This is a genomic window from Amycolatopsis kentuckyensis (assembly GCF_041679295.1).
Lineage (GTDB): Bacteria > Actinomycetota > Actinomycetes > Mycobacteriales > Pseudonocardiaceae > Amycolatopsis > Amycolatopsis kentuckyensis_A.
On sequence record NZ_JBGDMD010000001.1, the window covers coordinates 762,082 to 788,362 of the forward strand.

At 72.3% G+C, this 26,281-nt stretch carries 19 protein-coding genes; 5 read left to right on the forward strand and 14 right to left on the reverse strand.

All coding sequences use genetic code 11. The annotated features are described in order from the left end of the window. Positions 1-189: 189 nt before the first annotated feature. Positions 190-753: an RNA polymerase sigma factor gene (locus ACERZO_RS03515; RefSeq protein WP_372661529.1), complete on the forward strand. Its 564-nt coding sequence runs from the start codon at positions 190-192 to the stop codon at positions 751-753. Between the two features lie 20 nt (positions 754-773). Here the strand turns inward: ACERZO_RS03515 and ACERZO_RS03520 are convergent, their stop codons facing one another. Beyond that, entirely contained in the window at positions 774-3,608 is a 2,835-nt protein-coding gene (locus ACERZO_RS03520; protein ID WP_372661533.1) for a BTAD domain-containing putative transcriptional regulator, read from the reverse strand. 22 nt (positions 3,609-3,630) lie between these two features. Then, positions 3,631-4,458: a dienelactone hydrolase family protein gene (locus ACERZO_RS03525; RefSeq protein ID WP_372661536.1), complete on the reverse strand. Its 828-nt coding sequence runs from the start codon at positions 4,456-4,458 to the stop codon at positions 3,631-3,633. Between the two features lie 74 nt (positions 4,459-4,532). On the opposite strand from ACERZO_RS03525, the gene ACERZO_RS03530 reads away from it, so the two are divergent. Continuing rightward, positions 4,533-5,525, forward strand: a complete 993-nt coding sequence (locus ACERZO_RS03530; RefSeq protein WP_372661539.1) for a GlxA family transcriptional regulator — start codon at positions 4,533-4,535, stop codon at positions 5,523-5,525. An 8-nt stretch (positions 5,526-5,533) separates the two neighbouring features. On the opposite strand, the gene ACERZO_RS03535 is transcribed toward ACERZO_RS03530, so the two are convergent. The 4 genes from ACERZO_RS03535 to ACERZO_RS03550 all read right to left on the reverse strand — a co-directional run bounded on the left by ACERZO_RS03535 (position 5,534) and on the right by ACERZO_RS03550 (position 11,614). After that, positions 5,534-7,075 carry an MFS transporter gene (locus ACERZO_RS03535; RefSeq protein ID WP_372661541.1) on the reverse strand — a complete coding sequence of 514 codons (1,542 nt, stop codon included), beginning with the start codon at positions 7,073-7,075 and terminating at the stop codon, positions 5,534-5,536. Next, on the reverse strand, positions 7,072-7,752 hold the full coding sequence (locus ACERZO_RS03540; protein WP_372661544.1) for an LppX_LprAFG lipoprotein: 681 nt from the start codon (positions 7,750-7,752) through the stop codon (positions 7,072-7,074). Before ACERZO_RS03540 ends, ACERZO_RS03535 begins: the two co-directional genes overlap by 4 nt. A 93-nt stretch (positions 7,753-7,845) precedes the next feature. Further along, the gene (locus ACERZO_RS03545) at positions 7,846-8,673 is read right to left on the reverse strand and encodes an SCO6745 family protein (RefSeq protein WP_444843210.1); all 828 of its coding nucleotides are present in this window, start codon (positions 8,671-8,673) and stop codon (positions 7,846-7,848) included. A gap of 1 nt (position 8,674) precedes the next feature. Next, positions 8,675-11,614, reverse strand: a complete 2,940-nt coding sequence (locus ACERZO_RS03550; RefSeq protein WP_372661547.1) for an AfsR/SARP family transcriptional regulator — start codon at positions 11,612-11,614, stop codon at positions 8,675-8,677. A 388-nt stretch (positions 11,615-12,002) separates the two neighbouring features. Here ACERZO_RS03550 and ACERZO_RS03555 point away from each other — a divergent pair, with 388 nt between their 5' ends. Further along, on the forward strand, positions 12,003-13,433 hold the full coding sequence (locus ACERZO_RS03555; protein ID WP_372661550.1) for an amidase: 1,431 nt from the start codon (positions 12,003-12,005) through the stop codon (positions 13,431-13,433). Between the two features lie 336 nt (positions 13,434-13,769). Further along, positions 13,770-14,777 carry an ABC transporter substrate-binding protein gene (locus tag ACERZO_RS03560; RefSeq protein WP_372662932.1) on the forward strand — a complete coding sequence of 336 codons (1,008 nt, stop codon included), beginning with the start codon at positions 13,770-13,772 and terminating at the stop codon, positions 14,775-14,777. A gap of 75 nt (positions 14,778-14,852) precedes the next feature. Here ACERZO_RS03560 and mdlC read toward each other — a convergent pair whose 3' ends face one another. Both mdlC and ACERZO_RS03570 read right to left on the reverse strand, forming a co-directional pair. After that, positions 14,853-16,439: a benzoylformate decarboxylase gene (gene mdlC / locus ACERZO_RS03565; protein ID WP_372661553.1), complete on the reverse strand. Its 1,587-nt coding sequence runs from the start codon at positions 16,437-16,439 to the stop codon at positions 14,853-14,855. Between the two features lie 9 nt (positions 16,440-16,448). Continuing rightward, entirely contained in the window at positions 16,449-17,696 is a 1,248-nt protein-coding gene (locus ACERZO_RS03570; protein ID WP_372661556.1) for an MFS transporter, read from the reverse strand. Positions 17,697-17,794: 98 nt separating this feature from the next. Between ACERZO_RS03570 and ACERZO_RS03575 the strand changes: the two genes are divergently transcribed. Then, on the forward strand, positions 17,795-18,871 hold the full coding sequence (locus ACERZO_RS03575; RefSeq protein ID WP_372661559.1) for a DUF5937 family protein: 1,077 nt from the start codon (positions 17,795-17,797) through the stop codon (positions 18,869-18,871). A 15-nt stretch (positions 18,872-18,886) separates the two neighbouring features. On the opposite strand, the gene ACERZO_RS03580 is transcribed toward ACERZO_RS03575, so the two are convergent. Genes ACERZO_RS03580 through ACERZO_RS03605 form a run of 6 tightly spaced genes read right to left on the reverse strand, consistent with a single transcriptional unit; the run spans position 18,887 to position 26,281 of the window. Next, positions 18,887-20,446, reverse strand: a complete 1,560-nt coding sequence (locus ACERZO_RS03580; protein ID WP_372661562.1) for a hypothetical protein — start codon at positions 20,444-20,446, stop codon at positions 18,887-18,889. Then, positions 20,443-22,362 carry an AAA family ATPase gene (locus tag ACERZO_RS03585; protein WP_372661565.1) on the reverse strand — a complete coding sequence of 640 codons (1,920 nt, stop codon included), beginning with the start codon at positions 22,360-22,362 and terminating at the stop codon, positions 20,443-20,445. The genes ACERZO_RS03580 and ACERZO_RS03585 overlap by 4 nt, the downstream gene beginning before the upstream one ends. Continuing rightward, positions 22,359-23,594: a hypothetical protein gene (locus tag ACERZO_RS03590; RefSeq protein ID WP_372661568.1), complete on the reverse strand. Its 1,236-nt coding sequence runs from the start codon at positions 23,592-23,594 to the stop codon at positions 22,359-22,361. Before ACERZO_RS03590 ends, ACERZO_RS03585 begins: the two co-directional genes overlap by 4 nt. A gap of 4 nt (positions 23,595-23,598) precedes the next feature. Next, positions 23,599-24,225 carry a 4Fe-4S single cluster domain-containing protein gene (locus ACERZO_RS03595; RefSeq protein ID WP_372661571.1) on the reverse strand — a complete coding sequence of 209 codons (627 nt, stop codon included), beginning with the start codon at positions 24,223-24,225 and terminating at the stop codon, positions 23,599-23,601. Continuing rightward, positions 24,222-25,463 carry a protein kinase domain-containing protein gene (locus ACERZO_RS03600; protein ID WP_372661574.1) on the reverse strand — a complete coding sequence of 414 codons (1,242 nt, stop codon included), beginning with the start codon at positions 25,461-25,463 and terminating at the stop codon, positions 24,222-24,224. The genes ACERZO_RS03595 and ACERZO_RS03600 overlap by 4 nt, the downstream gene beginning before the upstream one ends. Beyond that, the gene (locus tag ACERZO_RS03605; RefSeq protein ID WP_372661577.1) at positions 25,460-26,281 is read right to left on the reverse strand and encodes a PP2C family serine/threonine-protein phosphatase; all 822 of its coding nucleotides are present in this window, start codon (positions 26,279-26,281) and stop codon (positions 25,460-25,462) included. The genes ACERZO_RS03600 and ACERZO_RS03605 overlap by 4 nt, the downstream gene beginning before the upstream one ends.

Below are 26,281 nucleotides of genomic sequence, written 5' to 3' on the forward strand. Positions count from 1 at the left end.
AATCGTCACCGCTCATACGGCAGGCGTGTCGACAAGGCGCTGCTCGGCGCGAAACAAGATGTAGATGAGCCTGCCCGACAGCGCCGCTCCTGCAGGTGGATTGCAGGCGGCCTGCAGGCCGGACCGCTTAGAACGGCAGACACCGATTCCGGTCGGAAAAGCGGCCGGATCCTCATCGACGGAGACGCCTTGCCGAACAACGACGACCTCGCGGCGCGTCTGGTGCACGACGCGGTGCGCGGCAACCCATCCAGCTGGCAGGAAATCGTGCGGCGCTACACCCCGCTGGTGCAGTCGGTGTGCCGCCGCCACGGCTTGGCCGCCGCGGATGCCGACGACGTCGCCGGCGTGGTCTGGCTGCGGCTGGTGACCCACCTCGCCGACCTGCGCACGCCCGCCGCGCTGCCCGGCTGGTTGTCCGTCACCACCCAGCGGGAATGCCTCGCCCTGCTGCGCCACCACGCTCGTCAGACCAGCCACGAAGGGGACGTCGCCGACACCCGGCCGCAGCCCGACGCACGGCTTCTGCAGCTGGAACGGCGAACCGTACTGCAGCAAGCCATCGCGACGCTGCCGGAGCGGGATCAGCACCTGCTGTCGATGCTCTTCTGCGACCCGCCCACCCCCTACACCCGGATCAGCACGACGCTGCGGATACCCGTCGGCGCCATCGGACCGACTCGGCAACGCTGCCTGGGCCGCCTGCGCCGCCACCCCGCCATCACCGCGCTGCTCACCACAACCGCTGCATAGGTCCGGCATCGGGGACGTGCTCAGCCGGTGAGCAGGGTGATCATGCCGAGCCAGCTCAGGCCGGCCCCTTCGGCGGCAGCGGTGTCGCGGTCCTCAGGGCTGAGTGCGGTGTCGACCATGTGGTCGCTGTCGGGAGAGCCGAAGCGCCGCAACAGGTCGGGCCGAAAGCCCAGCCTGATGGCGTGGTGGTGCACGGCGGCGCGCAGCCGTCCCGCGTCGTGCGGGCGGCCCGCGAGGACCAGGGCGTGGACGCCGGTGTAGAGCACGGCGAGCGTGAAGACGCTGTCCTCCTGGTGGCGGAACCGGGCCAGGGCGCGGCGCAGCGCGTCGATGCCGCGGGCCGCCAGGCCACTCGGGTCGGCGTGCGCGCGCTCGAGGTAGGACAGGGCGAGGGCGAGCTCCGACCAGCCGGCCGACCAGAGCTGTCCGGTTCGCTCGGCCTCCTCGATGGTGTCGATGAGCCCGGCTTCGCCGGCGGCGACGTGTCCGAGACGGATGAGCGCGGCGTTGCGCGTCCTGAGCCCGGCGACCCGGATCCAGTCCAGCCCCAGCCGGGTGCCGATGGTGACCGCCTCGTCGGCGGCGTCGTGTGCGGCCTGGACTTCGCCGGTGGTCTGCCAGAACATGGCGCGGTAGTACTGCAGGCTCGCGTACAGCACACGGTGTTCGTCGTCGGCCGGCTCGCCGATCGCGACCCGGGCTTCCTCGAACATCCGCCGCGCCTCGGCCTCGTCGGCGAAGAGGGCCGCGCTGATCACGCGGGCCAGGTGGGCGCGGGCGCGGTGGGCGTGTGCCGCGTGGGGTGCGGCGCGCAGGGCGGTGTCGATGAGCCGGCGGCCCTCGTCCGAGTGGCCGCCCCGCAGCCAGAACCAGTCGAGCAGGCCGACGGTGCGCAGGGCGTGGTCCGGCTGGTGGGCCAAGTCGTGCGCGATGCCCGCGCGCAGGTTCGGCAGCTCCCGGTCGAGGATCCGCACGGCCCGGCCGCCGTGGCGTTGTCCGCGGACGTCCGCCGTGCACCGGGCGGCCAGGTCGCGCACCCAGATCGCGTGCGCCTCCCGGGTACCGTCCGGATCGGGGTCGATGGCCCGGCAGTAGGCCCGGATGGTCTCCAGCAGCCGGTAGCGGGTGGGGGCCACGGTGGTGTCCGCGCTGACCACCGACCGGGTGACCAACGACGACAACGACTCCAGCGCCGAGCCGGCCGGGCGAACCGCTTCGGCCGCCTCCAGCGGGAATCCGCCCTCGAACGGCCAGAGCCGGAGCAGCAGTTCGCGGTCGTCGTCGGAGAGCAGCTCGACGCTCCAGGCGATCGCCGCCTGCAGCGTGGCGTGCGGGACCAGTGAGCCGCGGGCGACCGGTCCGAGCAGGGCGAACCGGTCGTGCAGGTACCCGGCGATCTCCCCGAGCCCGAGCAGCCGCGCGCGGGCGGCGGCCAGTTCGATGGCCAAGGGCAGGCCGTCCAACGCCGCGCAGACCTGCCGAGCCTGGGCCCGTTCCTCGTCCGAGGGTGTCCAGCCGGGACGCACCGCCCGGATCCGGTCCAGCAGCAGCGTCACCGCCGAGCCGTCCGCGTCGTCGCCGGATCGCAGCGGGAGCGGGTGCACCGTGACGGTGGCCTCGCCGTCGATCCCCAGCGGTTCCCGGCTCGTGGCCAAGACCCGCAGCATGGGGCAGGCGGTGAGCAGTTCGATGGCGAGCTCGGCGGTGGCGTCGACGAGGTGCTCGCAGTTGTCCAGCACGAGCAGCCCGGCCCGGCCGGCGAGCGCGTCGCGCAGGGCGTGCCGAGGCTCATCGGCCACCTGCGCCAGGCCGACGGCGTCGGCGATCGCGTGGACGATCACCTCGGGCCGGCCGACGTCGGCCAACCGGACCAGCCACGGACCGTCGGCGTCGGGCAGCGTGCCGGCGTACTCGACGACCAGCCGCGTCTTACCCACCCCGGCCGGACCCACGAGGGTGACCAGCCGCTGCTCGGCCAGCAGCCGGGCCACGGTGGCCAGCTCACGGTCGCGGCCGAGGAAGGAGGACAGCGGCCGCCCGAAGCGACGCGCCGCGGCCAGGCCGCCGGCCGGTGCTGGCGGGGGTGTCGAGGGCGTTTCGGGCAGCAGCAGCCGAAGGTCCTGGGCCAGCACGAGCCGCTCCAGCCGCTGCAGCTCCGGGCCGGGGTCGACGCCGAGCTCGTCGGCGAGCAGCGCACGCACGCGACGCAGCGCGGCGAGCGCGTCGCCCTGCCGGCCACAGCGGTACAGCCCGAGGATGAGCAGCGCCCACCGTCGCTCGCGGTACGGCGCGGCCCGCACCGCCGCGTCCAGCTCGGCCACCGCACCCGGTGCGTCCCCCGTCGACAGTCGCGCGGCCAGCCGCTCCTCGATCGCCACCTCGCGCAGCTCGACCAGCCGGCCGCGGGCGGCCAGCACATCGGGACCAGCCGGCAGATCCGCGTACGGCTCACCATGCCACCAGGTCAACGCCTCGGTGAACGCGTGCAGCGCCGGTGCGGCGTTGTCCTCGGCGAGCAACCGCCGCCCCCGCTCGACCTGCTGCACGAAACGATCCGCGTCGACGGCCCCCGGCGGCACTCGCAACCGGTATCCCGATCCGGCGCGCTCCAGCAGATCCCGGCCGCCGCTGCCGAAGGCCCCGCGAAGCCGGGAAACGTAGACCTGCAGCGCGGCCGCCGCCCGAGACGGCGGGTCGGCGCCCCACACGGCTTCGACCAGCCGCCCGTCGGAAACCGGTTCCCCCGCGGCCAGCACCAGCGCGGTGAACAGCCGCCGGGGCAGCGGCCCGCCGAGATCCACCCCGGCGCCGCCGGCTTCCACCTCCGTCGGCCCCAACACCCGACAGACCAGCACGTGGCCAGCGTACAACTCCCGGTCAACTCACCTGCGGGACGAGCCGTTCGGCGAGGAAGTCCAGGATCTCGTCTCTGGCGCGCAGCGTGGGGTGTCCGTGCTGGTCGACCAGGTGGGCCGTGACGACGCTGTGGGGACAGCCGACGACCTCACGGAAGAACGAAGGCGGCTCGGGGTTGGCCGTCTCGCCCGGGAGAACGCGTCCGTCGAACGCGTCGCCGAGGAGCGCGCGGTACGCGGCGAACCGTTGGCCCGTGCACCACCGGTCGTTGTCGAACCGGTAAGCGAGGACCTTCAGCCCGTCACGTTCGATGCGCTCGCGCACCAGTGCGGCGTCCTCGTCGCCGATCTCCAGCCCGGCGGGGTCGTCCAGGGGCAGCGAGGGATGGTTGACGACCGGCGCGATGACGGCCGGCTCGAGTGCCATGGTGAGCGCGAAGTTGCCGGTGAAGCACAGCCCGATCGCGCCCACGCCGGGCCCGCCGCACTCGGCCATCGCCGTCCTGGCCAGCCCTCGGAGCCAGACCGTGATCGGGCTGGTGCCGCCACCGGCGAACGCGCGGAACTCGGCGCTGACGCAGGCGCGGCGGACGATCTTCTCCCCGTCGGCGGCGGTGGGGAAGGCGCCGTCGACACCGAACAGCGACGGCAAGTAGACCGTGAAGCCCGCGTCCCGGATCCAGCGAGCCAGCCGGACGACGTCCGGGCTGATGCCGGGCATCTCCGGCATCAGCACGACGGCCGGCCCGGACCCGCCGACGTGGACGGTCTTGCTGACACCTCCGATGTCGATCAGCCGTTTCGAGAAGTCCGCGAGAGCGTCGTCCGCTTGCGGTTCGGTGCTCGCCATGGCGCCATCGTCGGACCGGAGTGGCCGGTCCGACCAGTGGCGGGATCGCCAGGTGTCCGGGTAATCTCGCCACCATGGTGGCTCCGCTCCGCGTCGGGGTGCTCGCCTATCCGGGCTGCTTCGCATCGGAAATCTTCGGAGTTCCGGACCTTCTCACCATGGCCTCGCACATCGCGGCCCCCCGCGCGACCGGGGATCCGCCGTACGACGTGTCGATCTTGTCGCCGCGGCGGCGCGTGGTCGCCTCCGGCGGCGCGGTGATCACGGTCGTGCCGGTACGACAGGTCGACGTCCTCGTCGTACCCGGGTTCGAGCTGTACCCCCGGCTCGACCTGGACGCGACACTCGCGTCGCTCGGGCCGGAAGTCGAAACCATCCGCTCCGGCGCGCGATCGGGAGTCGCGCTGGTTTCGGTCTGTGTCGGCGCGTTCCTGCTCGCGGAGGCCGGCCTGCTCGACGGGCGGCAGTCGACGACCTCGTGGCTCTTCGCCGACCGGCTGGCGGACCGGTGCGCCGGCACCGACGTCAGACCGGAGAGGCTGGTGGTCACCGACCGGGGGGTGACCACGACCGGCGCGTTCAGCGCGATGTACGACTTCGCCCTCGGCCTCATCCGCGAGCACCACGGCAGCCGCGTCGCCCGCGCCACCGCGCGTGTCGCGCTCGTCGACGACGCGCGACCCAGCCAGGCTCCGTACGTCGACCGGGACCTGTTGCCCGCCAACGGCAGCCGGTTCTCCCAAGGCGTCAAACGCCGGCTGGCTCAGAACCTGCGCGAGCGGTACGACCTCGGCCTGCTCGCGGCAACGTTCAACGTCAGCACGCGAACGCTCCTGCGGCGGTTCCGCGCCGAGACGGGCCAGACCCCGCTCGAATACCTGCAGGCGGAACGGGTGCGCAGGGCGAAACACCTGCTCGAGACCACCGACCGGACGGTAGCCGGCATCGCCGCCGACGTCGGCTATCGCGACCCCGGGACGTTCAGCGCCCTCTTCACCCGCCTGGCGGGACACCGGCCCCGCGACTACCGCGCGACGTTCGGCACGCCCGCCGGACCCGTCTCCTGACGAAGCGATCAAGGTGCCGTGGATGACCGGCCCGGCGCACCACTCACGACCGCCCGGGGCGTTCGCCTTCCGATGGACACGGCGACGGCCGCGCCGGCCAGGCAGATCATGGACGTGATCAGGAAGATCGCGTGGTATTCCCTCAGCAGCGCCTCGCGGACCGCGCCGAGGTAGTCGGCGAGTGCCCGGTCGTAGGCCGGCGCGGACGGGAACAGGATCCGGATCGGGGGGTTCAGCGACGCGGTCAACGTGTGGAAGTAGTGCAGGCCGAAGGCGGACACGGCGGCGACGCCGACCAGCATTCCGGTCATCCGGGCGACCACGACCGCGGCCGATGCGACGCCGTGCTGGGCGCGCGGCACGGCACGCAGCGCCACGGTCGACAGCGGGGCGATGACCAGGCCGAGCCCCAGTCCGGCCAGTGCCAGGTCGACGTCGAGGCGCGGCAGCCCCAGCACGGACTCGGCCGCGAGAACGTCGGCGGGCCAGTGGGACATCAGCAGGTAGCCGCCGGCGGCGATCAGCATTCCGGCACCGGCGATCCAGCGTTCGCCGATCCGCGTGGCGAGCAGGCCGCCGAGCAGCGCGCCGACCGGCAGCGCGACCAGGAACCTCAGGAGGAGCTCGACGCTGCCGCCGTCGTCGCGGCCGAGCAGGGTCTGCGCGAACAAGTCGACGTCGACCAGCGTGATCATCAACGCCGCCCCCGCGGCGACGCTCGTCCCGAGCGAGGTGAGGAACGGCCGCAGGGACACGTTCGCGGTGTCGATGAGGCGGACCCCGGCGCGCGACTCCCACCAGAGGAACGCGACCAGGCTGACGCCGGCGCCGATCAGGAACGGCACTCCCCACGTCGGCAGCACCTGCTCGCGCGGGTTCGGGTTGTCCAGGCCGATGACGAGCAACGCCAGCGTGAGCGCCAGCAGCAGGACGCCACCGAGGTCCACGCGCGGCCGCTCGGCGGGTTTCCCGCCACGCACGGAAACCTGCACCGCGACGGCGGCCAGCACGGTCAGCGGGACGTTCACCCAGAACACGCCGCGCCAGCCGGTCACGGCGGCCAGCCCGATGCCGTAGAGCGGCCCGAGCACACTGCCGAGCTCCTGCGCGGCACCGACCGCCCCCAGCACGGCGGAGCGGCGGTTCCCCGGCCACAGATCCGCGGCCAGCGCGAGGGTCACCGGGAGCAGCGCGCCCCCGGCGGTCCCCTGGACCACCCGGCCCACGACCAGTACCGGCACCGTGCCGGCCAGCGCGGTGACGACCGACCCGGCGAGGAAACCGCCGAGGCAGGCCTGCAGCAGCAGCTTGCGGCCGAACCGGTCGGACAACTGGCCGAGCAGCGGCATCGCGGCCACGTAGCCGAGCAGGTAGCCGGTGATGACCGGGGTGACGATCTCCAGCCGGTTCACCGGAACGCTCAGGTCGTCGATGATCTGCCGCAGCAGGCCGACCACGACGTAGGTGTCCAGCGCGCCGAGCAGCACGGCGAGACCGCCGGCACCGACCGCGAGCGCGCGGCCGCCGCGCGAGCCGTCCAGCCCGGTCACGCCGGCGCGGTGACGGTGACCGGCTTGTCCACATCGGACAGCGTGACGTCCACGCCGGCGCCGCCCGGGTACCCCAGCGAAGCCTTGACCGGCAGGTGGCCGCCGTCCTGGCGGAGCCAGAGGGTGGCGTTGGCGTCCGAGGACACCCCTGGCACCAGGGCGGCCAGCGCGTCCTTCGGCACCGTTCCGGTGACGCGGTACGTCGGCGTGCCGGAGATGTCTTCCGTCCCGTCCGTCTTCGGGCCCTGGACCGAGGACAGCACCTTGGGGATGCCTCGCTGCGGGTCGAGGATCGCGGACGGGTCGTAGATCGAAGAGCTCAGCGCCGCGGGGATCCGCTGGAACCCGCCGGTGGGCCCCTTGATGTACAGCGAGCCGTTCACGAGGACGAACTGGGCGTCGACGACCTGGCCCATCAGTTCCACCGTGCCGGTGCCCTTCGCGCCACCGCCGTCGGCCTTGGTCAGGTCACCGTCGAGGCTGTGCACGCTGAGGCCCGGCACGGTGCCGTTGACCTTCAGCGCGAAGTGCGTGCTGGTGACGCCGCCCGCGGCAGCCGCGCTGTCCTTGAGCAGGGCACCGGCTTCGGGCAGCGACGCGTCGCCGCTCGAGGAGCAGCCAGTCACGACCGCCGCGCTCAGGGCCACCAACGCGAGCAGGGTGCGCCGCAGAATCATGCGCCCACCCTAGATCAGGAGCCACACCTCAGCACGAACCGCCACTTCGGCTCGGCGAGATCCGGCCGGCCCGGTGAGCGCGCGTGTCGACTGCTACATCGGGAAGACCGCCCGAAAGGCACCCGAAATCGGTTCGAGGTCCGCGACGAGGCAGTCAAGCTCCTCGGGGCTCAACGCGTTGTAAGGCGCCTCGGCAAGCCGATCGGTCAGCGCTTCGACCCGCTCCTTCGTGGCCCGCCCCGCCGCAGTCAACCAACCATCGGTCCCGACGAGACCACGATCCCTCATCCCGTCGATGACCCCGGTCAGCTGCGCGGCAGGCAGGTGCCAAACCCGGCCGAAGTCCTTCGCCGCCATCCCGGCCGACAACGCGTGGAGCACATGAGCTTCCGTCCCACCGACACCCTCGACCAGCAACGCGGCGGTGTGCCCGTCGCCGCGGTGCTCGCGCAGCAACGTGGCCGCGTGCCACAGCCGGGCCACCGGCTCCTGCGGCACCGGGAGCGCGCGCAAAGCTGCGAACAGGGGGCGCCCCTCGACCGACGCGCTCGTCGCCGCCTTCAGCAGAAGGTCGGCGGCACGGGCGACGCGCGGGTCGTCGGCGCCTTCGCCGAGGATCCGGCGGATGCCTGCGACACAGCCCCTCTCGCGGGCGGCCACTGCCGCCTCGGGGGTGGTCAGCTCCCAGACCCGCGGGAGGTGGCGGGCCACCTCGCCCGGGGCGAAGTTGTAGAACACCGCGTGGACCACCTCGGCGGGCACCGTCGGCCCGAACGGCGCGGCGCGGCCGGCGAAGTACGCGTCCCACGGGTTGCGCAGGCCCAGTGCCATCAACGCGTCGTCCGACTCGTCGGCGAAGTAGGGCGTCAGGCCGATGGGCTCGACCAGGTCGTACATGCGGCGGGCGACGGGTTCGGGCATCTCATCCCCTGGGGGTTCCGGCGGCGCTCCCTCGTGGCGGCCGCTCACCTCCTCCACGAACGGCACACCCCCGATCCGACAGCAGCTGCTCGAGCAGTTCTTCCACGGCACCCGCGTGGTGGCTCCTGAGCTCGGCGTAGATGTCCAACGCCCGGTTCGCGTGGTTCCGGCTCGCGACGCGGTCGCCGAGAACGTGCTGGAGCCGGGCGATCCCGTGGTGCGCGTGCGCCTGTTCGAGGGGCAAGCCGACCTCGCGAGCGAGCCCGAGCACCTGCCGGAACCGCTCGAGCGCGCGGTGCGGGTCGGGGTCGGCCGCCGCCATCCGGTTCAGGATCTCCGCTTCGAGGCCGCGGTCCCCGGCGACGCGGGCCAGCTCCAGCGCGCGGGTGTAGCAGTCGTGCGCGTCGTCGTGGTCGCCTTGTGCCTGGTACAGGTCGGCGAGGCTGGTCAACGTGACCCCGCCGAGTCCCGCGGACTTCAGCTCCTTCGCGATTTCGATGCCGCGGCGCAGGTGCTCGATCGCGTCGTCGTGGCGGCCGAGCTTGCGGTAGCAGTCACCCAGGTTGTTGAGGGCGATGCCGTACGTCGACCGGCCCGCCAAGAGCCGGCTGACGTCGAGAGCGCGGGTGAAGTGCGCCAGTGCCGTCTCGTGGTCACCGCGGTCGTCGTGGATCAGCCCGAGGTTGGTGTTGGCCGCGTAGGCCACGAGCGGGTCGTCGTGGGCGTGCTCGAGGGCGCGGCGTAGTTCACCGAGCGCTTCGCCGGGCTGGCCGAGGCGGATCAGCGCGAACCCGCGGCTGCAGAGCGCGTGGGCTTCGTCGACGGAGCCGGGTTCCGCCGCGTCGCGGGCCGCGGTGTGCAGCGCCAGGCCTTCCTGGTAGTGGCTGCCGCTGTCGAGGTACCGGTACAGCGTCGTGGACAGGTGCGTGACCGCCCTCGTCCGGCCGAGGGCGGCCGCCTGCCGGGCCGCGGCGACCAGGTTCTCGCGCTCGGCGTCGAGCCAGGCGAGGGCCGCGTGGACATCCGGCAGCGCGACCGCGGGCCCGGTGGGGGAGGGGATCGGTGGCCGGCGGTGCCGCTCGCCCGGCGAAAACCGGTCCGCGGCAACGGAAGCCACGTAGCAGTAGTGGCCGAACAGGCGCTCCGGCGCGTCCTGCCGCTCGGCTTCCGTCGTGTGGGTGTGCGCCAGTTCGGTGGCGTAGAGGCGGGTGAGGTCGTGCATGCGGTAGCGGCCCGGACGGTGTTGCTCGACCAGGCTGGCCGTCTCGAGGACGGTGAGAGCGCGACGGGCGGCCGCGCGGGGCAACCCGGTGAGCGCGGAGACCGCCGGCAGCGCGATGTCGGGTCCGGGCGCGAGGCTGAGCAACCGGAACGCGGTCGCGGCCCCGGGGTCGAGCACGCGGGTCGAGGCGGAGAACACCGTGCGGAGGTTCCACGGCAGCTCGCCGGTGTCGAGCGCGTCCAGCCGGTCGGCGGGCACGCGCAGTTCGGCGGAGAACGCGGCGAGCGGGAAGTCCGGGCGGGACGCGGCCCGGGCGGCGACGATGCGCAGGGCCAGGGGCAGGCCCGCGCAGTGTTCGAGCAGTTCGTCCGCGGCGCGCGGGTCGGCGGCCACCCGGTCCGCGCCGAGGTGACGGACGAGGATCTCGCGTGCTTCTCCGGCGGTGAGGACGTCCAAAGGCAGCGCTCGCGCGCCGTGCGTGGCCAGCAGGCCGCCCATCCGGTGCCGGCTGGTGATCAGCACCGTGCCGGCCGACCCGCCGGGCAGCAGGGGAGTGACCTGTGCGGTGTCCCGGGCGTTGTCGAGCACGACGAGCATCCGCCGGTCGGCCACCAGGCTCCGGTACAACGCGGCCCGGGCGTCGACGTCCGCCGGGATCGCGGCGGACGGCACGCCGAGCGCGGTCAGGAATCCGTGCAGTGCCGCCTCGGCCGGGACGACGTCCGCCGCCGGGTCGAAGCCGCGCAGGTTCACGAACAGCTGGCCGTCGGGGAACTCGGCGAGGCGCTCGTAGGCCCACCGCAGCGCCAGCCCGGTCTTCCCGACCCCACCGCCACCGGACAGCACCCACGTGACGGCCGTCGAGCCGGGCCGGCCGAGCGCGGCGAGTTCGCGTGCGCGGCCGACGAAGGCGGCCGGAGCGGCGGGCAGCTGGCGGGGCGTGACCCGCGGCGACGCCGGCCGTGCTCGCGCGGGGACGTCGAGTTCGGGAGCCGCGGACAGGATCTGCCGGTGCAGCTGCCGCAGGGGACCGCCGGGGTCGGTGCCCAGCTCGTCGGCCAGCCGCAGCCGGACACCCTGGTAGTGCGCCAAAGCCTCGGCCGGGCGGCCACCGCGGTAGAGCGCGAGCATCAGCTGTCCGGCCGCTCGTTCGTCGAGCGGGTCCCGTTCCGCCTGCGCGGCCAGCGCCGGGACGAGGCCGTCGTGCTGCCCGAGGCGCAGCGCGAGGTCGTGGCGATCCAGCTCCGCGGCCCTTCGCAGCTGCCGCAACCGGTCCCGCAGCGCACACATCCACGGCGTGTCCACGACCGCCACCGGCTCGCCGCGCCAAGCGTCGAGCGCGGCGGTGAACAGTTCCAAGGCACGGTCGGTCTCGCCACAGCCACGCGCCGCGGCGAGGTCGTGTTCGAACCGGTGCAGGTCCACGGTCAGCGGATCGGCGGTCAGCACGTACCCGCCGGGCCGCCGGCCGATGGTCACGTCCCCGGCGGGCGCCAGGATGCCACGCAGACGGGACACGTAGCCGTACAACGCTTCCCGCGGGTGCCGCGGCAGACGTCCGCCCCAGACGCGGTCGGCGAGCTCGTCGACGGAGACCGGCCGGTCGAGATCGGCGAGCAACGCCACCAGCACCGCCCGCTGCCGGGCGAACCCGGCGCTCACCGGCTGCCCGCCGACGCGGAGCTCGAGACCGCGCAGCAGACGGAACTCCACCGGCATGGCGCCCCTCGTCAGATGGCCTGTACCTGCGACTTCAAGGTTTCTCACCAGACTCCCACACAGAGCCGGACGTGACCATCGGACCCACGACGAGAGGGGATCCGATGATCGGACAGCTGGAGCTCGAAGCCGCCGCCCGGCTCGCCGCCGAACGCGAGCGGGAAAGCGCGGAACGCCGAACCGAAGACGAGCACCCCGCCGGCGATTGAGACGTCCGTCCCGTTGCTCCATCCGGCGTTTCGTGGCTTGCGCGTGCGGAGTGGCTCGCCGTCGGCGCTGTGACCTGCGGTAAGCCGCCTTCCGTGGCGGGGAAAGCCGCCCGTTCGGCTTTTCTGTTGCGCGATCCGGGATTTCGTGTCTTCCACGGCACGTGGATAGCTTCCCATTCATGGAATGGAGCTTTCGCACCGCAGAAGAACTCATTGCCGCAATGCGGGCCGGCGCGGTCACCTCAGCGGAACTGACCGACGAGGCGATCGCCCGCATCGAGCGTGAAGACAAGACGGTCAACGCGATCTGCGTGCCCGACTTCGACCGCGCACGCGCCGCCGCCCGCCGGGCCGACCAAGCCCGTGCGCGGGGCGAAGACCGGCCGCTGCTCGGCGTTCCGGTGACGGTCAAGGAGTCCTACGACATCGCCGGGCTGCCCACGACCTGGGGCATGCCGCCGCACCGCGACCACGTGCCGGCCGAGGACGCGGTCCAGGTGTCGCGGCTCAAGGCCGCGGGCGCGGTGGTGCTCGGCAAGACCAACGTCCCGTTGGGACTGCAGGACATCCAGAGCTTCAACGACATCTACGGCACCACCGTCAACCCGTGGGACCACGCGCGCACGTCGGGCGGATCCTCCGGCGGGTCGGCGGCGGCGCTGGCGTCCGGGTTCGGCGCGCTGTCCATCGGCTCCGACATCGCCGGCTCGTTGCGCACCCCCGCGCACTTCTGCGGCGTCTACGCGCACAAGCCGACCCTCGGGCTCGCGGCCGCCCGCGGCATGGTCGCGCCGTCCGAGCCGGCCTTTCCGGTCGACCTCGACCTCGCCGTCGTCGGTCCGATGGCGCGCACCGCCCGCGACCTCGGCCTCCTGCTCGACGTCATGGCCGGGCCGGATCCGTTGACGCACGGCGTGGCCCACCGGTTGGCCCTGCCGCCCGCCCGCCACGAACGGCTGGGCGACTTCCGGGTGCTGGTCATCGAGGAGCACCCGCTCATCGCGACCGCGGCCGCCGTGCGGGCGGGGGTGAACCGGGTGGCCGACGCGCTCGCCGAGGGCGGCGCCCGCGTCGCACGGCACAGTTCGCTGCTGCCCGATCTCACCGAAGCCGCGACGGTCTACATGCAACTGCTGATTTCCGGCTCCGTGGCGCGGTTTCCCCTCGGCTCTCCCGACCGACCGAGCGCGGACGACGAGAGCCTCGACGCCGTGCGGTTGCGCGCCTTGGCGTTCAGCCACCGCGACTGGCTGGAGGCGAACAACCGCCGCGAGGTCCACCGCCACGGCTGGCGGCAGCTGTTCGCCGAGTTCGACGCGGTGGTCTGCCCCAGCACGCCGACGCCCGCGTTCCCGCACGACCACACCCCGAATCCGATGCGGCGGCGCATCGACATCGACGGCGTCGGGTACCCGTACTTCGACCAGCTCGTCTGGGCCGGCTTGGCGACCATGCCCGGTTTGCCCGCCACCGCCGTCCCCGCGGGCCGGTCCCCGGAGGACCTGCCGGTCGGGGTGCAGCTCATCGGTCCGATGTTCGAGGACCGCACCCCGCTGCGGCTCGCCGAACTGCTCGAGCGGCGGATCGGCGGCTTCCGGGCGCCGAAGTAGGACAGGCGTTGTCGAGAAGCGGAGAATTCGACGATTTCGACGACTGGTCCGATTCGGTGAATTCGGCTGCGTGGAGCACTGATCGTCTTGCATTCACAAACTCGACTTAACACTGAGTGAGCCCTTACGGCGAGTGGAGCAGCGCGCGTAGGCCAGAGGCTAAAAGAGTGACGCGGATCACTCGTATGGGTGTTGATCGCCCCCATTGTGAGCTGGCAGTCATTTTCTCTACAGTGTCCCGCGTGACTCTCGGGAATGAGTCACTCACTCCACTCCCACCGGTTCGGTTCACGAACCGTTACTTTTTTCAAGGAGCAGTCCTTGCTTGCAAACGCCATGAGCAGTGGCCGGGGTCGTACTCGTCGCGCCGTGCTCGGGCTCGCCCTCACCGTCGCAGCCGCCACGGCCCTGACCGGCTGCAGTGCACTCGGCTCGGACAACCCCAGCACCCCGTCCAGCGGAGGCGGCCTGGAAAAGACGAAGATCAAGGTCGCGATCCTGCCCACCGTCGACACCGTCCCGCTGTGGCTCGCCCAGGACAGCGGCTACTTCAAGGACGAAGGCCTCGAGGTCGAGGCCGTCGTGGCCGCGAGCGGCCAGGCGGCGATGACGAAGGCGATTTCCGGCGAAACCGACATCGCGATCTCGAGCTACATGCCTTTCTTCGTCGCGAAGAACACGGGCTCGGCCGACCTCGAGCTCGTCGCGGACGCGACTTCGATCAGCCCGAAGTCGATCGCGATCGTCACGGTGCCGAACTCGCCGGTCAAGACGGTCAACGACCTCGCCAACCGGCGGATCGCGATGACCGCCCGGAACACGGCCAGCGACCTGCTGGTCAAGTCCATCATGAAGGACCACGGCCTCGACCCGACCAAGGTGAACTGGGTCCAGATCCCGTTCCCGAACGTCGCGGCGGCGCTGCAGCAGGGCCAGGTCGACGCGGCTCTGCTGCCCGAGCCCTTCATCTCGCAGGCCGCCAAGGCCGCCGGCGCGATCCCGCTGATCGACGTGAACACCGGTGCCACGCAGGACTTCCCGCTGTCGGGCTACGGCGCGAACCGGAAGTGGGTGCAGGCGAACCCGAAGACCCTGGCCGCGTTCCAGCGCGCGCTGCAGCGAGCCACCAGCGAGACGAACAAGGACCGGTCCAAGATCGAGCCGCTGCTGGTCAAGTACGCCAAGATCGACGAGGACACCGCCAAGCTGCTCACCCTGCCCAGCTTCGGTGTCAAGCTGGATCCCCGGCGCCTCCAGCGGGTGCCCGACCTGATGCTCCAGATGGGCGCGATCACGTCCTCTGTGGACGCCGCGTCGATGATCGCCCCGCAGGCGACCAGCTGACGCAGCGGAAACGCTCCTCGATCGAGCCGGCCGGGCCGGCGACCTCGCGGTCGCCGGCCCGGCCGCGTTTCGCGGCTAGTACAGCGACTTTTCCGACGAGGTGACGCGGATGTGCACCAGCGTCGGGCGCTGATCGGCCAAGGCGGCGGTCAGGCCCGGGACCAGACCCGACGGCTCGGTGATCGTCATGCTCTGGCAGCCCATGCTCGCCGCCAGCGCCGCGAAGTCGATGCCGCCCAGTTCGGTGCCCGGCAGCTTGCCGCCGCCGATCGAATCGCCGAAGATGCGGACCGCCGCGTACTCCGTGTTGTCGAGGATCAGGATGGTCACCGGCAGTTCCTGGCGCGCGGCCGTCCACAGTGCCTGGATGCCGTACATGCTGGACCCGTCGCCGACGACGCCGATGACTTTGCGGTCCGGGCGGGCGAGCGCCGCGCCGACCGCGCCCGGGACGCCGTAGCCGAGCGTGCCGCTGGCGACCGTCAGGAAACCCGTGTCGGTCGCGGTGATCGGCAGGTGGTCGTGCAGGACGCCGCGGTGGCTGGGTGCCTCCTCGACGACGATCGCGTTGTCCGGCAACAGGTCCGCGAGCGTCGAGTAGACGAATCCGCCGGTGAGCGTTTCCCCGCTCGGCTTTTCGGGCCGGTTGCGCGGCGCCGGCGCGGGTCGCTCGCTTCGGCCGACCGCGTTCAGCAGAGCGCGGATGCCCAGCTTCGGCGTCGCGCGGATGCCGGTGCCTTCGAAAACCCGGGCGAGGATCTGCTCGTCGTCGTTGACGATGAACAGCGGCGGCAGCTCGGCTTCCCCGCGTCCGCGGTCGACGTGGTAGGTGAAGGCGGGCGCGCCGAGCACGACGACGAGGTCGTGGGCCGTGAGCCGGTCGGAGACGGCGCCGCGTTCGGGTTCGAGAAAGCCTTGGAACAGCGGGTGATTCTCGGGGAAGGAGCAGCGCGACGACATCGGCGCGACGTACACGCCGGACTTGAGACGTTCGGCGAGGGCAACGGTTTCCTCGACGGCAGCATCCTGGTCGACGGCGCTTCCGACGACGATCGACGGTCGTTCACTGGCTTCGAGCGCGGCGACGAGTTCGTCGATCGCTTCGGGATCGGGCGCGTAGCCCCGGATGCGCGGGCGGCTGATGATGGGTCGTTCGGTGGTGGCGGTCCAGTCGTCGGCGGGGACGGAGACGAAGACGGGACCGGAGGGCGCCTGCGTCGCGACGTGGTAGGCGCGGGCGAGGGCGGCGGGGACGTCTTCGGCGGTGGCGGGTTCGATGGACCACTTGACGTAGGGCTTCGGGAATTCGGGCGCGTCGATGGCGCCGAGGAAGGGGTCGTGCGGCAGCAGGTTCCGCGTCTGCTGCCCGGCGACGATGATCAAGGGCGTCCGGTTGCGGTAGGCGGTGTAGAGGCTGCCGAGCCCGTGTCCGACGCCGCCGGCGGAGTGCAGGTTGACGAGGACGGCTTGCCGCGTGGCTTGCGAGTAGGCGTCGGCCATCGCCACGACGGCGGACTCCTGCAGGCCGAGGACGTAGTCGAAGTCGTCCGGCCAGTCGGTGAGGAACGGGACTTCGGTGGTGCCGGGGTTGCCGAAGACTGTGGTGAGGCCGAGTTCGCGGAGGAGTTCGCGGGTGGCGTCCAAGACCGTGCGCTTGTTCATGGCGCCAGACTAATGCTTAGTCTTGCGAAGGAAATCCCCCAAAAGGCCGCCCGGGTACCCGGCCACAGTGGACAGAGAGGAAGCGGGCGGCTCCTTTTCCTTGGCGACCGCGGACGCGGAAGCCAGCGTCGCGGCGGCAAGGCTTCCCCAGAGGACGGCCGGCCCGCGAGACGCGAGCGCGGTGATGACCGCGGGGGAGACGGCGAGCCCGAAGCCCGTGGAGAGCTGGAACCGAGCGAGGGCGCGCCCGAGGACGTGGGCCGGTGCGACGGCCGTGACCAGCGCCGTGGCGCTGCCGGCGTAGATGATCTCGCCGAAGGTGCAGACCACCGACACCACGGCGACGGCCGGCGCACCCCACGACGTGGCCGCGAGGAACCCGGCGTAGGACGCGGCGAGCACCACGCCGCCGAGCGCCAGCGCCGTCCGCCGGGCGAAGCGGGCCATCAGGACGGTGACCGGCACCTGCAGGGTGACCACCAGCACCGTGTTCGCCACGAAGATCGCCGCCGGCCACACCGGGGACGCGTGCAGCTGGGTCACCAGGACCAGCGGGAGCGCGATTTCGGGGACGTTGAGGCAGAAGACGTAGACCACGTTGGCGGCCAGCAGCGTACGCAGCCGGGGTGCCGGCCCGTCGTCCTCGGCCGGGGTGGCGGCCGGCCGCGCACGAAGCCGGACCGACCACGCCAAGGCCGCCGCGACGAGGTAAGCGAGCCCGGTGACGACGGCCAACGCGTGCAACGCCGTGGCGCCGCCCGCCAGGCACGCGGTGGCGAGGAGCCCGCCCGCACCCAGGCCGGCGTTGCGCAGGGCGCGGCCTCCCGCGAGCGCGGCGTCGCGGTCCCGTCCGTGGGCGACCGTGGCCACGAGCGCCGCGTGGGCGGCCGGCCACGCCTGGTTGCCGATGCCGAGGAAGAGCGCCGCCGTCGCGAACAGCCCGGCGTGGCCCGCGGGCGTCGCGAGCAGCAGCGCGACACCCAGGACGCGCACCAGCATCGACGCCGCCACGGCCGTGCTGCGCGCGCCCCGGTCCAGCCAGCGGCCGACCGCCGGCACGCACCCCAGGCCGGCGACGACCCCGGCCGTCATGGCGATGCCGGTGGCCGACGCGGACAGCCCCAGCACCGTCACCCCGTAGAGCAGCAGGAACGGCCGCAGCAGGCCGGTGCCGAGCGCGTCCACGACCAGCGCGACGGCGTAGCGGGGGCCGCCGGAAGCCCGGACGAGGGCCTGCGGCCGGATCTTGATCGTCATGCGTCCACGGTGCGTTCGGCCGGTCGGGTCGCCGCGTCGATTGACGAACACCGTCAACCGACGTGGTCGCCGTCGGCCCGACCGGCGAGAATGCGGGAATGACGGTGCGGATCGACATCGGCGGCCTGCCGTCCGGGCGGCTGCGGTTCGCGGCATCCCCGCTGGCCGAGCTGACGGCGATGCTGCACGTCCTGGCCGAGCCCGGGCACCACCCGCAGCTCGCCGGCCGGGCGGCGGACGTCTGGGCCGGGCTGCGGCCGGAACTGGCGGAGCGGCTCCGGGAGGCGGATTTCCTCTGGCGGTCCTCGCGAGCCGACTTCCTGGTTCCCGCCCGGCCGCGGGCGACGCTCGCCGAGGAGCTGGACGACGTCGACCGGATCGACGACGAAACCTACGTGACCGCCGCGCTCATCACGACGTGCGGCAGCAACCGCGTCCACTTCGGAGCCCCGTCCCCGCTGGCCGACGCGACGGCCCGCGACCGCGCCCTGGACCTCGCCCAGGCCCGCGGCGCGCTCCAAGAGGCGTTCGCGGAACGGCTGCTCTCGGACCCGGCGGCCGTGCGGGCGCGAGTGCGCGACACGCTCGAACAGTGCGCCGAAGCGTTCTTCGACGCCGCTTGGCCGGGCGTCGCCGGGCAACTCGCCGCCGACCTGCGCCGGAAGACCGACCTGCTGAACCGCCAGGGCGTCGAGGCGGCGCTCGCGTCGATCTCCGGCGCCATCACGCTGTCACCGGACGGCGAGTGCATCATCGTGGACAAGCTGCAGGACAACGCGACGACCGCCCGCGGCACCGGCGTCACGTTCCTCCCGAGCGTGTTCGGGCGCCCGCACCTGGTGGCGGTGCACGCGCCCGGGTGGCAGCCGGTGGTGCAGTACCCGATCGCCGGGTCCGAGCCGGTGTCGCTGGAGACGGTGACGTCCCGGCTGGAGGCGCTGGCACACCCGGTCCGGCTGCGGCTGCTGCGCACCTTGGCCCGAGGTCCGCACACGACGGGCGAGCTGGCCCACGCGTGGGCGCTTACGCCACCGGAGGTTTCCCGCCATCTGGCGGTGCTGCGCCGCGCGGGTCTGCTCACGGCCCGGCGGCAGGGCCGGTACGTCCGGTACACCGTCAACCTGCCCGATCTGACGGCGCTGGGGTCGGATCTGGTGGCGGCGGTGTTGCGTTGAGCAGCTGGTGTTCGGCTAGGTCCCCAGGCTCGTCTTGATCGCCGTCTCGGCGGCCGTCATCGCGAGCTTGCCGGCCATGGTCATGGCCCACTGGCCGGCCTTCTTCAGGTGGGCCGCCACACCCTTCTCGTCGCCGATGCGGGCCTGCTGCTCAGCGGTGGCGAGCTCGGCCACCGACTCCCGTTGGGCGTCGGTGGTCGCCCAGGATTCGAGGGCCTCGCGGAGCTCGGCCAGGGACTCGGCCAGCGAACGCAGCTCGGTGACCGTCCTGGTCGTCTCCGTGGACGTGATCGTGGTGTCGCCCGAAGTCGTGGTGGTCCGGTCGCCGACGTGGACGTGGGCGTGACCTGCCGAGACCGGGCCCTCCACGTTTCCGCCCACGCTGATGTTGCTGGTTTCGTCGTGCTTCATGACGTGTCCTCCGTAGGCGTTCTGCGTGACGTTCAAGGCACCGACGTTCCGGTAGTACTCCTTCAGCCGGTCAATCTCCTCGTACAGCCGTTTCGCGCTCTTCCACCGGCGGGTGGTCGCCTGCAGCAGCATTTCGCCGTTCGAGGTCTGGTACTGCGGGGTCAGCATGCCGAGCAGCGCGTAGCGCCGGGCCAGGTCGCTGCTGTCGGCCCAGTGCGTCCGGGCCGTCCGGATCTGCAGCTGGCACTCGTCCCAGTTCTGCCGCTCGAGCGCGTGCTCGGCGTGTGCCCAGGCCTGCCAGCCCTTGAAGTGCGCGAGCTCCATCGCCCGTGCCCCTTGGACCTGGGCAGGCAGCGCCGTCGCCGCCGCGCGCTTGCCCCACGCTTCGTAGAGAACTACCGCGTCGTCGACGTAGACCAGCGCTTCGCCGATGTTGTCGGCCTGCATCTGGCCGAAGAACGAGACGAACCGGATCATGATGTCGGTGTAGGCGAACTGGTCGGTGAGCTCGCGCAGCAGGTCGCCGATCGTGTTCTGGGCCCGCGGGTCGGCGTCGGCCGCGCTTTCCAGGTCGTCCTTGAGCACCCCGTACTTCGAGCGGGCTTCCTCGAACCATTCTTTCGCCGTCTCGTACTTGCCGCGCTGCATGGCGGCGACGCCGTCGAAGAACTCGATCTTGGTGATGGTCAGCGCCCCGGTGACGCGGCCGAGCTCGCTCTGCGGCAAGGAGCTGTCGAACAGCTCGCCGTAGCACTCCGACGCCTGCTCGAGGTGGACCTTCCCCTCGACGAGGTTGCCGCCGAGGATCAGCTCCTCGGCCTTGTTCTGGCAGATCTGCCCCTGGATCAACAGGATCAGCCCGGTCGCCGCGTCGGCCGCCGCGGCGAGGCGCTCCGTGAACGGCTCGCTCGTGCCAGGACGTTCGAGCTGCTTCTGCACGACCTCCCGCATCACCTGGTTCAGCTTGATGACCTCGTCGAAGAGGTCGCGGGACTCGGCGAACTCGTGGTGCGCGGCGCGCTCGCCCGCCATCGCGGTGAGCCGGGACTCCAGCTCCACCTCGGTGTCGTAGTACCGCTCGAACTCCTCCGGGGACAGCTCGGCGGCGAGCTCGTAGCGTTCGAGCTCGCTCCCCAGCGCGGAAACGGGCACCGGCTCGGTCACGGCTCACCTCCGGGCAGCGCCTCGACCACGAACGGCGGGCTGTTCGCGCCGCGGTGCACCCAGATGCGCGTCCCGGGCACGGGGGAGTTCTCGATCACCCACTTGTTGAGCGGGCGCCGGACCCACTCCTCGAGCAGCGGGCTGCGGATCTGCCGGGCGCCGAGCGTCGAGCCGGTGCCGGCCAGCCGGGTCGCGACGGCCCGCTCGATCGCCCGCTCGTCGAACACCAGCTCGTAGCCGCGGGCCGCGGCGGACGCCTTCAGCTGGGCCAGGAACTTCGCCACGATCTTGGCGACGACCTCCCGGCGGAGGATGTCGAACACGACGATGCCGCTGCCCAGCCTGCCGAGCAGCTCCGGCCGGCCCAGCTCCTCGGAGAGGTAGGTGGCCACCGCGCCCCGGAAGTGCTCGTGCACCTCGGTGTAGGGCGGCGGCAGGTCGGGCGTGTACCCCGACATCAGCCGCGGCAGGTCGCTCGCGCCGAGGTTGGACGTGAAGATGACGACCGACTGGGAGAAGTGCGCGGTGCGCCCGAGCCCGTCGGTCAGCCTGCCGTCGTCGATGATCTGCAGGAACTTGTCGAAGATCTTCGGGTCGGCCTTCTCGATCTCGTCGAACAGGACCACGCTGAACGGCCGCTGCAGCATCCAGTTGGTGAGCAGGCCGCCGTTCTCGTGCCCGACGAACCCCGGCGGCGCACCGGTCAGCCGCTCGCTGGCGTGCTCCTGGCTGAACTCGCTCATGTCGAAGCGCCGCATCGCGTTCTCGTCGTCGAACACGAGCTCCGCGATGGCCTTCGCCAGCTCGGTCTTGCCGACGCCGGTCGGGCCGACGAAGAAGAACACGCCCTTGGGCCGGGTGACCGCCGCTTCGGCGTCGGCGACGAAGTCCAGCCCGATCCGCGCGTTGACGAGCATGTCCGACACCGTGCGCACCGCCGTGTCCTGGCCGATCACCCGCCGGGCGAGGATCTCTTCCGCGCGTTGCACTTTCGACCGGTCCAGCTGCTCCCACGGGTCGTCCTGCAGGCCGAACCGGTGCCGCATCACCAGCCGGCGCGGCGTGGTGACCGGGATCGCCGCCAGGCGCGAGGTCGCGGCCAGGGCCCGGATGTCCAGGATGGTCATGCCCTCGCAGAGGTTCGCCAGGGTCGCCGAGGCCCGGGCCACCTGCTCCGGGTCGAGCCCGGTCGCCGCGTGGAACTGCGGGATGGCGGTGCGCAGGAACGCCGTCCGCTCGGCCACGCCCGGCGCCACGACCTCGATCACCGCGACGTGCGGGTTGTGCCGGTGCACCCAGTTCGGCAGCGCGCCGAGCTGCTGCGTGACGAGGACGACGATGTTGCGCACCAGTTCACCGGTTCCGCCGGGCGCCGGGACGGCTTCGGTGATCATCTTGCGCAGGCAGGCCAGGTTGGCCTGGTGGCGTTCCTCGTTCGCGCCGTCTTCGCCGAAGATCAGGTCGGCCTGGTCGATCACCACCGCGGCCGCGCGTTCGTTCTGGACCAGCAGGTCCCTCGTGGCCGCCAGCAGGTCCGCCGGGGTGCGGACGTCAGGCCGGGCCGCCGTCGCCGCCCGGGCCTGCAGGGCTCGTTCGGCCGCGCTGACCTGCCGGCCGCGGTCGGTCAGCCCGGCGGCGGGCGGGGTGACGGGCGGTTCGGGGGCGCCGGTGTCCACTCTGGACCGGACGAACTTGCGGCTGTCTTCGTCGGCGTAGCTCAGCCCGTCGACGAGGTCGTAGCGGGTGACCACCTGGAACCCGGCGACGGTGAGGAACGACGGCAGGGCCTTCGGCAGGCTCTGGAAGACGTCCTCCCACAGCACGAGGTCGTCGATGTTGCCGTGCAGCACGAGGTGCCGCCCGCGGTGGATCTCGTGGTACGCGCGGGCGAACCAGGTCGCGGCGGGCGCGGTCACGACCGCTCCCCGAGGCGGCGCTCCCGCGTGGCCGCCGCCGTCTTGTGGGTCCCGGTGGCCGGGCGGGGGCCGTCCTCGTCCCAGGTGACCGAGCCGGTGGTGAACCCGTTGCGGCGCAACGACGAATTGAGCTCTTCGGCCAGCGACCTCAGCGACGCGCAGGCCCGGGCTTCGAGCGGCCCACCCGTCTCGCGCAGGTAGTTGACCCGGTGTTCCTCGGCTTCGTCGTCCTGGACGACGACCATCAGCGCCTCGCCGCTGTGCCGGCGCGCCTCCATGCCGATGCTGCCGTCGTCGCCGTGCACGAACGACCCCTGGTTGACGGCGAACCCGAGGGACGGCAGCGCCTCGATGATCGACCCGAGCATCTCGCGGCGCGCGGAGAGCCGCTCGATCGCCGTGTCCAGTTCCTCCTCCAGCTCGTCGAGCCGGTGCGCGAGCCGGACGGCGAGGTCCATCGCCTCGGCGGGCCGGTCGGCGTCGAGCGTCGCCCGGATGGTGGCGAGCACCTCTCCCGCCACCGGGAGCGAGCCGAGCGGGGTGTGCGCGGCCAGCGCGTCGGCGGTCAACCCGGAGACCCGGGCGCTCAGCTCGTCGAGGGCGGTCTTCGCCGTCCGGACCTGCTCGTCGTGCTCGGCCGCGCGCGTGGTCACGTCCAAGTGGTGCGCGCGAACCTGCGTGAGCAGCGTTGGGATGTTCTGCTCGAACAGGGCGATGTTCCCGTTGTCGAGCGCGTTCGCGAGCAGCGCGACCGACTCGTCGACGGCGCGCGCGGCGGTGGGGGCGAAGCGCGTCCGCCGGACGGGGTCGAGCTCGGAAAGCAGGCCACGCACGGCGGAGAGCTGCCCGGCCGCGTGCCGCGCGCTGCGGCGGAGGATGTCCGCGGAAGCCGTGACACGCAAGCGTTCGGCCTCGTCGAGGGCCCGGAGGGCGGCCGCGATCTCGTCGTCGTTCGCCGCGGCGCGGACCGCGCGGCCGGCCCGGTGGAGCGCCGCCCTCGGCCCGGTCAGGTCGGCGGGGACGGCCGCGGGCTGCTCGGCGAGCGCGTCGCACCGGGCGGTCGCGGCTTCCACCTGCCGGGTGATGGCGGCCCGCGTCCGCTCCAGCGCGGCCTTCGCTCGCCGCTCCTGCTCCTCCTTGCGGTTGCGTTCCCGCGCTTGCCGTTCCGCTTCGAGACGCTCGCGGATGACTTCGCTGGCGCGGACGGTGCTGTACTTCGGTGATCTGCTCACTTCGTCACCGTCCCTCGGCGGGCACCAGGCCCAGCGCGCGTTCGAACTTCTGCCGGAAGCCCGGGATGGGCGGGACGCCCAGCCAGTGCACGCTGCCTTCGGGCAGGATCTCGATCTGCAGGCCGCTGCCGGTGTCGGGGGCGGCCAGGTCAGCGGCGTTCCGGCCGGTCAGGTCGTGGACGCGCTGGTTGGCCGACGCGCGCCAGCGCAGGTCGGCGTGGCGCGCGGCGACGTACGGGCCGTCGATCAGGATGTCCACTTCGGACAACAGCGCCCGGGCACCCGGATCACCGTGGCGCCGCAGGTGTTCGAGGGTGTGCCCGGTGTAGCAGAGCACGGAAAGGTCGCGGCGGCTCCGGACGGTGGTGACGAGCCGGGCGAGTGCGCCCGCCTGCGCGAACGGCTCGCCGCCCGAGAGGGTCAGGCCGTCGGCCCCGGAGCCCGCGATCTCTTCGGCCAGCTCGGCGACGGCGACCCGGTGCCCACCGTCGAACGGGATCCACTGTGGACTGACGCAGCCGGCGCAGGACAACGGGCAGCCCTGGACCCACACGACGTAGCGGGTGCCCGGCCCCAGCACCCGGCAGGCCGGGTGGGTCTCGGCGACGGTGAGGAAGTCGGTGGAGTTCACAGCAGCGCTCCCAGGATCGCGGAGATGACGAGGATGACGACCAGGACGGCGACGATCGCGGCGACCGTGGAGACCCACGTGGGCAGCTCGGCGGGCTTCCCGGCCGGCGGCACGGGCTGCGCGGGCGGCCGCGGCCGAGCCTGCGGTACGGGCGGCACCGGTGGCCGAGGCCACGCGCCGGCCTGGGCCGGAACCGGGAAGGGCAGCACGACGCCGGGGAAACCGGAGGCGGGGAAGTGGTCGCCGTGCCCGGCGTTGCGCTTGGCGCACCACGGGCACGAGCCGAGCGTCCGGTGGTAGGTGTGGTTTTCGTTGTGGCGGCAGCCCATCAGCTGGAAGCCGACCAAGTCGAGCGCTTCGGCCCAGTCGCTCGCCGACGGCCGTGCGGCGGGGTCGCGGTGGCCGTCGCCGAAGCACGCCCGGGCGAGTTCGAGCACGCGGGGCGGCAGTACGTTCAGCGGCATGCCGTCCGCGAGCGCCAGGAACCGCTCGGGGAACAGGATCCGGTTGTTCTGCAGCCGGATGTTGTCCGCCGCGGTGCCTTCGGGCGCCGTCGGGTCGGAAGGGACGCCCTCGAAGGGGTGCTCACCTTCCATCAGCAGCTGGCAGACCAGGATGGCCAGGCCGAAGTCGTCCTGGCTCGGTCGCAGCTCCGTCACCTGGCCGCTGGTCAGCTCCGGGGCCGCGTATTCGGGCGTCAGCTTGGTGCAGCGGTGCACCTCGCCGGTCTCGGCGTCGGTGAACTGGACGGTGTCGCAGTCGACGAGGGTGACGTGCCCGGTCCGCGAGAGCACCAGGTTGGTGGGGCTCAGGTCGCCCATGACGACGCCCGCGTCGTGCAGCATGGCCAGCAGCCGGGCCACCCTCGCGGCCACGGTGACGACGATGCGCCAGGTCGGCGTGTCGACCGCGGTCAGCCGCTTGTGCGGGTCGAACAGGTGGGTCAGCGGCGCGCCCTCGACCCGCGGCATGAGGAAGCCGCGGGTCTGCCCGTCCCGGTCCTTCAGGACTTCGCGCGGCCAGGCGACGTGCATGTGCTCGCCGTGGTCGCCGCGCCACCGCGACGGCGAGGCGGTCATCATCGCCACCAGCCGGTCGTTCGTGTACCGCTCCGGGTCGAGGTAGATCTTCGCGCACAGGTCCGGGGTTTCGGCGAGCCGGAAGATCTTGCCCTCGGCGCCGCCGCCGAGCGGCTCGTCCAGGGTGATCACCCGGCCTCCCGGCAGGTAGACGGTCATGGCCGGCGCACCGCCAGCACCATCGTCTTGTCGTCGCCGGAGGTCGCCGCGAACTCGGCGGATTCCAGCTTCGCGGTCAGCTCGCCGCTGTCGAGCTGACCGTCCGCGAAGGCGTCGAAATAGACCTGGAACGCCGGCGGGGCGAAGTAGTGGAGCTTGCCGTCTGCCTCCATGCGCGCGCTCAGCATGCCTTCGGCGACGCCGTCGGAACACAGCGCCAGCGCGCGGATCCGGTCGTCCAGCAGCACGCCCGCGGTGAGCTGCTCGTCGCGGTGGGCCGAGGTCAGGAACGTGGTCGCGCCGGCGTGTTCGCGTTCGGGTGCGGTCACCACCAGCCCCGGCACGCCGTCCTGGTGGTCGACCACCAGGAAGCAGTCGCCGACGCTCAGGTAGCCGAAGTACGGTGGCGCGGCGACGACGGCGAGCAGCGTCGTCGCGAACTCGCGGCGCAGCTCCCGGACCGACGGCCCACCGGCGGCTCGCGACCGCGCCGCGGCCTCGTCGACGGACCGGTCGAACCGCTGGACGCAGAGCATCCGGAACGTCCGCATGGCCCGGCGCCAGCCGTCGAGCCCGCCGGGGCAGGCGCCGAAGACCGATTCGGCGGCCCGGCCCGCGGCGAGGACGGCGAACTCCGCGCCCTCGCCGGACCGGCTGCGCGAACCGGCGCCGTCGGCGACCGCGTACAGGCAGGCGTGCCCGCCGACCGGCCGGACCAGCCAGCGGTCCTGGTTCGGCAGGCCCGCCCGCACGTGTGCGGGGCCGACGACCGAAGCGACGGTGATCCGCCAGGCGTCGCCGCTTTCCGGAGTCGTCAT

Excerpts from the sequence above, each read along its gene's own strand:
- ACERZO_RS03525 (WP_372661536.1), bottom strand. The coding sequence starts at position 4,458 with ATGGCGAGCACCGAACCGCAAGCGGACGACGCTCTCGCGGACTTCTCG.
- ACERZO_RS03530 (WP_372661539.1), top strand. The coding sequence starts at position 4,533 with ATGGTGGCTCCGCTCCGCGTCGGGGTGCTCGCCTATCCGGGCTGCTTC.
- ACERZO_RS03540 (WP_372661544.1), bottom strand. The coding sequence starts at position 7,752 with ATGATTCTGCGGCGCACCCTGCTCGCGTTGGTGGCCCTGAGCGCGGCG.
- ACERZO_RS03545 (WP_444843210.1), bottom strand. The coding sequence starts at position 8,673 with ATGCCCGAACCCGTCGCCCGCCGCATGTACGACCTGGTCGAGCCCATC.
- ACERZO_RS03550 (WP_372661547.1), bottom strand. The coding sequence starts at position 11,614 with ATGCCGGTGGAGTTCCGTCTGCTGCGCGGTCTCGAGCTCCGCGTCGGC.
- ACERZO_RS03555 (WP_372661550.1), top strand. The coding sequence starts at position 12,003 with ATGGAATGGAGCTTTCGCACCGCAGAAGAACTCATTGCCGCAATGCGG.
- ACERZO_RS03560 (WP_372662932.1), top strand. The coding sequence starts at position 13,770 with ATGAGCAGTGGCCGGGGTCGTACTCGTCGCGCCGTGCTCGGGCTCGCC.
- mdlC (WP_372661553.1), bottom strand. The coding sequence starts at position 16,439 with ATGAACAAGCGCACGGTCTTGGACGCCACCCGCGAACTCCTCCGCGAA.
- ACERZO_RS03570 (WP_372661556.1), bottom strand. The coding sequence starts at position 17,696 with ATGACGATCAAGATCCGGCCGCAGGCCCTCGTCCGGGCTTCCGGCGGC.
- ACERZO_RS03575 (WP_372661559.1), top strand. The coding sequence starts at position 17,795 with ATGACGGTGCGGATCGACATCGGCGGCCTGCCGTCCGGGCGGCTGCGG.
- ACERZO_RS03600 (WP_372661574.1), bottom strand. The coding sequence starts at position 25,463 with ATGACCGTCTACCTGCCGGGAGGCCGGGTGATCACCCTGGACGAGCCG.
- ACERZO_RS03605 (WP_372661577.1), bottom strand. The coding sequence starts at position 26,281 with ATGACGACTCCGGAAAGCGGCGACGCCTGGCGGATCACCGTCGCTTCG.